We start from the raw sequence: 6369 nt of genomic DNA, 5'->3' as shown, positions 1-6369 counted from the left end.
CCCGGTGATCGGCGTGACGCTCGACATGGACTACAGCGGCGACGGCGCCCGCGTCGGCACCAAGGGCAACGACGGCAGCCCCCCGGTCAACCAGGACGGCCCCGGCGACCGGGCAGGCATCAAGCCCGGTGACGTCATCACCGAGGTCGACGGGCAGCGCGTGCACTCCGGCGAGGAGCTCATCGTCAAGACCCGGGCCCACCGCCCCGGCGACCGCCTGGAGCTGACGCTGGAGCGCGACGGCAAGGAGAAGAAGGTCACGCTCGTCCTCGGTTCGGCCGACGGCGACTGACGGGACGATTGCGCGGGGCAACCGGCAGGAACTTCACAGGAAGCGGGCCGAACCCGGGCCCCATCAGGCAAACATCCTGGAAAACCCGGCGTGTACACGCGGTCGGAGGGCCCGGGACAGTACCGGACAGACAGGATCGCCGGGTACCGTGGACCCGGCCCGGACCACGGAAAGACCTGCCGAGGGCCGAGGACATCGCAAGGAGCTGAAGGTGTTCAATGACATAGGACCGCTCGAGCTCGTGACGCTCGTCGTCCTTGCCGTGCTCGTCTTCGGCCCGGAGAAGCTCCCGAAGATGATCCAGGACGTCACGCGCACCATCCGCAAGATCCGTGACTTCTCGGAGAGCGCCAAGGCGGACATCCGCGAGGAACTCGGCCCGGAGTTCAAGGACTTCGAGTTCGAGGACCTCAACCCCAAGACGTTCATCCGCAAGCAGCTGGACAACGACGAGCTGGGGCTCAAGGAGATCCGCAACGGCTTCGACCTGAAGAAGGAGATGGCCGACGTCACGGACGCGGTGCATGGCCGCGAGTCCGAGTCCTCCGCCTCCTCCTCGTCGTCCTCCTCGTCCGGTTCCACCGGCGGCACCGTCGACATGACGAAGAAGCGGGAGAAGCTCGATCAGGACGAGCGCCCGCCGTTCGACGCCGACGCGACCTGAGCCGAGCCGGTCTCGGCCGACCGGCCCTGACCTGGGCCGACTCGGGCCGGCCTGAACGGCCCAGGTCCGAGGCGTACGCCCGCGGGCCGTCGACGTGCGGCACGCCCGCCGTCCGGAACGCGCTTCGGCCGGGTCGCCCGCACCCCTTTTCCCCGTACGCCGCCTGCGTTCTGCCTGCTCAAAGGGGGCCGGATCTGACGCGTACGCGACCCACGAGCCGACCGGTTTCCCAGGGCGCCGCGGACCTGTGGCTATCCTGCCTAGTTGTTGTGCGGACCGGAAGGACGCCCGAAGGGGGGCGGGCCGCCCGGTCCGACTAGAGCGAGGAGGCGTCCGGGCGATGGAGACGACAAGTCGGGTAGGCGCGCAGGCGCCGGCTGCGGAGGGCGGACAACCGGTCCCCTCCGCCCGGCGCACGGTCGACGGCTACCTGCTGGCGCCCTTCCCGTGGTACGGCCTCGACGAGGCCTTCACGGGACCGCGCTGGCTGATGCAGGTCGGTGCTTCGGCCGACGGAGCCATTGAGCACGGATCGATCGGGCACGGCGACGAGCCCTCGGTACGCGGCGAGACCACGGAGGACAAGGAGCGGTTCGCGGTCGTGGTGACCGTGGCGGCCAGCCCGGTGCGGCGCAGCGCCGACGGTACGGGGCTGCTGGAGGCCACCTCGGTGTCCTCGGCTGCCTGGCTCGCGGGGGTCGGGCTGCTGTCCTTCACCTGGCCCGGGCAGATGGACCACACGCTGCGGGACGACTGGCTGGACCAGCAGACCGAGACGGCGTGGGTCCTCGCGGACGATCTCGACGGCGCCGACTGGTCCACGCTCTCGCTTCCCGTGGACGGCGTTCCGACGCCGTTCCACTACCGCGAGTCCGAGTTCGGGTGGGTTCTTGCGGGGTCCACGCAGGAGGAGGTCCACCTGGGGGCGTACGGGCGGGGGATGAGCGCGTACGGGTTGGGCTTCGCCGTGATCAAGGACATCGCCACGTACGCCTAGGCGGCGGGCTGAGCGAGGAGGGCACCGTCGGCTGACGGTGCCCTCCTCGGTGTTGTTCGTCGGCTGCGGGCGCGTGGTGGCTGAGCGCGCAGTTCGCCGCGCCCCTAAAGACAAAAGCAGGGGTGCAGCCACGCTTTCAGGGGCGCGGGGAACTGAGCGAACAACCCCCACTCGCCCGCAGCCGCCCCACGAGAGACGGCCGCAGGGCCATGGGCGACGTCCTAGAACTTGTTCCGCGGGGTGATGCCCAAGGACATGCCCGACAGACCCCGCTGGCGGCCGCCCAGCTTGCCTGCGATGGCTCGCAGGGCCGAGCCCGCCGGGGAGTCGGGGTCCGTCAGGACCACCGGCTTGCCCTCGTCGCCGCCCTCGCGGAGGCGGAGGTCGATGGGGATGGAGCCGAGCACCGGGACGGTGGCACCGGTCGTGCGGGTCAGGCCGTCGGCGACCGACTGGCCACCACCCGTGCCGAAGATGTCGACCATCTCGTCGCAGTGCGGGCACGGCATGCCCGACATGTTCTCGACGACGCCCACGATCTTCTGGTGGGTCTGGACGGCGATCGAGCCGGCCCGCTCGGCGACCTCGGCCGCGGCCTGCTGGGGAGTCGTCACGACCAGGATCTCCGCGTTCGGGACGAGCTGCGCGACCGAGATCGCGATGTCGCCCGTACCCGGCGGAAGGTCCAGGAGCAGGACGTCCAGGTCGCCCCAGTAGACGTCCGCGAGGAACTGCTGGAGGGCGCGGTGGAGCATCGGGCCGCGCCACACGACGGGCGCGTTGCCCGGGGTGAACATGCCGATCGAGATGACCTTCACGCCGTTCGCCGACGGCGGCATGATCATGTTCTCGACCTGGGTCGGGTGGCCGTCGGCGCCGAGCATGCGGGGCACGGAGTGGCCGTAGATGTCGGCGTCCACGACACCGACCTTGAGGCCGTCCGCGGCCATCGCCGCCGCGAGGTTGACCGTCACGGACGACTTGCCGACGCCGCCCTTGCCGGAGGCGACCGCGTACACACGCGTCAGCGAACCCGGCTTGGCGAACGGGACCTCCCGCTCGCCCTGCCCGCCGCGCAGCGCGGACGCCAGCTCCTTGCGCTGTTCGTCGCCCATCACGTCCAGCGTCACGTCGACGTGGGTGACGCCCTCGACCGCCGCGACGGCGTCCGTGACGTTCTTCGTGATGGTCTCGCGCATCGGGCAGCCGGAGACAGTGAGGTAGACGGTGACCGCGACAGCACCGTCCGCACCGATCTCCACCGACTTGACCATTCCGAGCTCGGTGATCGGGCGATGGATCTCGGGGTCGTTCACTGTCGCCAGTGCTTCACGCACCGCGTCTTCCGTAGCCATAGGGTCGATGGTACGGCGCTTCCCACCGGCCCTGGAAAGCCTGTCACCGGTCGTCTACGTCACGTCCCCGAGGGTGTTCTGCCGGGAATACGACACGAGCGTCGCCGCGCGCCCCGGGACGCCGTTCGTCCAGCTCCTTGACCAGGTCCTCCAGCTCCGAGCGGATCCAGTCACGGGTGGCGACCTCGCCGAGGCCCATGCGCAGCGCGGCGATCTCCCGGGTCAGGTACTCGGTGTCCGCGATGGACCGCTCGTTCTGCTTGCGGTCCTGTTCGAGGTTGACCTTGTCGCGGTCGTCCTGCCGGTTCTGCGCGAGAAGGATCAGCGGGGCGGCGTACGAGGCCTGGAGCGAGAGCATCAGCGTCAGGAAGATGAACGGGTAGTTGTCGAAGCGCAGGTCACGTGGCGCGGACACGTTCCACACCACCCACAGGATGATGACGAACGTCATCCAGACGATGAACCGCCCGGTGCCGAGGAAACGGGCGATCCGCTCGGACAGCCGGCCGAAGGCTTCCGGGTCGTACTCGGGCAGGAACCGGCGCCTAGGCGGCTGCGGCTGGTCGAGCCGGGTGCGCGGCCGGCCGGCGGCGGTCGCCCCGGTGGCGGCCCGTTCGCGGGCGGCCTCGCGCTCAGGAGCCATCAGAAGCCCCCTCACCGGCCGTCTCCGCCGGTGTCTCCCCGTCCAGGTGGAACTCCGTCTCGCGCCAGTCCTCGGGCAGCATGTGGTCGAGTACGTCGTCCACGGTGACCGCGCCCAGCAGTGAGCCGCTCTCGTCGACGACGGGCGCCGCGACCATGTCGTACGCCGCGAAGAAGCCCGCCACGACGGGCAGTACGGCCTCCGGGTCCAGCGGCTGCAGATCGTCGTCGATCATCGAGCCGACGAGCGTGTACGGCGGATCGCGCAGCAGCCGCTGGAAGTGGACCGTGCCCAGGTACTTGCCGGTCGGTGTCTCGTCCGGCGGGCGGCACACGTACACCTGGGCGGCCAGCGCGGGGGAGAGGTCGGGGTTGCGCACCCGCGCGAGCGCGTCCGCGACGGTCGCGTCGGGACGCAGCACGATCGGCTCGGTCGTCATCAGACCGCCCGCGGTGCGCTCCTCGTACGCCATCAGCCGCCGTACGTCCGCCGCGTCGTCCGGCCGCATCAGCGCCAGCAGACGCTCCTTGTCCTCCTCCGGCAGCTCGGCGAGCAGGTCGGCCGCGTCGTCGGGGTCCATCGCCTCCAGGACGTCGGCGGCGCGCTCCTCCTTGAGCTTGCCGAGGATCTCGATCTGGTCGTCCTCGGGGAGCTCCTCCAGGACGTCCGCGAGCCGGTCGTCGTCCAGCGCGGCCGCGACCTCCGCGCGCCGCTTGGGGGACAGATGGTGCAGCACGTTCGCGAGGTCGGCGGGCCGCAGCTGCTCGAAGGTGGCGAGGAGGTTCTCGGCGCCCTGCCCGTGCTCCTCCAGCGAGAACCCGGTGACGGCCGACCACTCGACGGTCAGCGTCTCGCCCCTGGCCCGCCGGAAGGCGCTGCCCATGCGCCCCTTCCGTACGAAGACCCGGTCGATCTCCCAGTCGCGACGGGCGGGCAACTGCTGGATGGAGATGTCGAGGACGGTGACCTCCTCGTCCGTCTCGACGAGCGTGACCCGCCGGTCGAGCAGCTCTCCGATGACCAGCCGCTCGGTGGGCCGCTGCTCGAAGCGGCGGACGTTGAGGACGCCGGTGGTGATGACCTGACCGGACTCGATGCCGGTCACGCGGGTCATGGGCAGGAAGATGCGGCGGCGGGTGGACAGTTCGACGACGAGGCCGAGCAGCCGAGGGGGCCGCCTCCCGACGCGCAGCATGGCGACCAGGTCGCGCACCCGGCCCACCTGGTCGCCGCTCGGGTCGAAGACGGCGATGCCGGAGAGATGTGAGACGAAGATCCTGGGGGCGCCTGCCGCCATGCCCGCGCCTCCTTCTCCGTACGGGCTTCGGTACGGGTGTTTTGGTGTGTCATGTCCGCTCGGGTGGGCTTCAGGCTAGCCCGTCCCGGTCGGATACGCCCTGGTGAGCGGTGCGGACGGACTGACTCCGAGTGGCGTAGGGAGCCCCGGTACGCTGCGGTACGCCGTTGAGGTCACCCGCATGAGAGGCAGCGCCACCTGTGACTGCGATTCCCCAGGGACGTACCCGTAGGGCCACGTTGGCGAGCGCCGTGTGTGCGCTGGTCGTGACGGGGACAGGGGTGACGGGGTGCGGCGGTGACGACCCGGACGCGGGCACGAACGGGGTCGGGAAACTGTCCCCGGCCAAGATCCAGAGCAGAACGCAGTCGGCCGCCCGGGCCGCGGAGACGGTACGGCTGTCCGGTGCCGTGATCAGCGGCAAGCGCACCTACAAGCTGGACATGCAGCTGAAGGGTGACGGCGGTACCGGCTCGGTCACTTCGAAGGGAGTGACGTTCCAGCTGCTGCGGGTCGACGAGCACCTCTTCATCAAGGCCGACGCGGACTTCTGGGACCACCAGGACGGCAAGGGCGACGACGGTGCGTCCGGTGCGACGGCCGCGGGCAAGCTCGAGGGCAAGTACGTGAAGGTCCCCAAGGGCGACCCCGCCTACAAGCAGCTCAGCGTCTTCACCAACAAGGACGTACTTCTTGACGGCCTCCTCACCCTCCAGGGCGAGCTCGCCACCGACGGCCGCTACGAACAGCGCGGGCTCCGCACCATCCGCATCACCGGCGACAAGGGCTCCGGCGGCGAGCTGGACGTCTCCCTGGAGGGCAAGCCGTACCCTCTCCTCCTCGTCCGCGCCGGCGGAGCGGGGACGCTCCGCTTGACCGACTGGGGCAAGGGGTTTGCCCTGGAGGCCCCGGACAAGGACGACACGGTCGACTACGGACAGCAGCTCCCGTCGTCCTGAGGGGCCGTGCAGGGTTGTGGGTCGGCTGCGGGTGCGTGGTGGCTGGTCGCGCAGTTCCCCGCGCCCCTGGGGGGTTGGGCCTGCGGGTTGCCTGCGGGTGCGTCGTGGTCGATCGCGCAGTTCCCCGCGCCCCTGAAGACAAAAAGCCAGGGGCGGAGCCCG

At 70.3% G+C, this 6369-nt stretch carries 7 protein-coding genes; 4 read left to right on the top strand and 3 right to left on the bottom strand.

The window, feature by feature from the left end:
- The 3 genes from O3Q52_RS46835 to O3Q52_RS46825 form a co-directional block, all read left to right on the top strand.
- Positions 1-292: PDZ domain-containing protein (locus tag O3Q52_RS46835; RefSeq protein ID WP_269654571.1), on the top strand; the 292-nt coding region annotated here is incomplete at its 5' end.
- A 211-nt stretch (positions 293-503) separates the two neighbouring features.
- Positions 504-956: a sec-independent translocase gene (locus tag O3Q52_RS46830; protein ID WP_269654570.1), complete on the top strand. Its 453-nt coding sequence runs from the start codon at positions 504-506 to the stop codon at positions 954-956.
- A 340-nt stretch (positions 957-1296) separates the two neighbouring features.
- Complete coding sequence (locus tag O3Q52_RS46825; RefSeq protein WP_269654569.1) at positions 1297-1953, top strand: hypothetical protein; 657 nt, start codon at positions 1297-1299, stop codon at positions 1951-1953.
- Positions 1954-2174: 221 nt separating this feature from the next.
- Here the strand turns inward: O3Q52_RS46825 and O3Q52_RS46820 are convergent, their stop codons facing one another.
- The 3 genes from O3Q52_RS46820 to O3Q52_RS46810 are packed head-to-tail and all read right to left on the bottom strand — an operon-like array spanning position 2175 to position 5248.
- Positions 2175-3308 carry an Mrp/NBP35 family ATP-binding protein gene (locus O3Q52_RS46820; RefSeq protein ID WP_055610561.1) on the bottom strand — a complete coding sequence of 378 codons (1134 nt, stop codon included), beginning with the start codon at positions 3306-3308 and terminating at the stop codon, positions 2175-2177.
- Positions 3309-3351: 43 nt separating this feature from the next.
- Complete coding sequence (locus O3Q52_RS46815) at positions 3352-3951, bottom strand: DUF1003 domain-containing protein (RefSeq protein WP_269654568.1); 600 nt, start codon at positions 3949-3951, stop codon at positions 3352-3354.
- Positions 3941-5248 (bottom strand): CBS domain-containing protein, encoded by a 1308-nt coding sequence (locus tag O3Q52_RS46810; RefSeq protein ID WP_269654567.1) that lies wholly within the window; start codon positions 5246-5248, stop codon positions 3941-3943. The genes O3Q52_RS46815 and O3Q52_RS46810 overlap by 11 nt, the downstream gene beginning before the upstream one ends.
- A gap of 200 nt (positions 5249-5448) precedes the next feature.
- Between O3Q52_RS46810 and O3Q52_RS46805 the strand changes: the two genes are divergently transcribed.
- On the top strand, positions 5449-6207 hold the full coding sequence (locus O3Q52_RS46805; protein ID WP_269654566.1) for a hypothetical protein: 759 nt from the start codon (positions 5449-5451) through the stop codon (positions 6205-6207).
- Positions 6208-6369: the final 162 nt, after the last annotated feature.

Source organism: Streptomyces sp. ActVer (genome assembly GCF_027270795.1).
In the GTDB taxonomy this organism is placed as follows: Bacteria; Actinomycetota; Actinomycetes; order Streptomycetales; family Streptomycetaceae; genus Streptomyces; species Streptomyces umbrinus_A.
The sequence above is the reverse complement of the archived record's forward strand: the minus strand, read 5'-3'. Positions and strand labels throughout refer to the sequence as shown.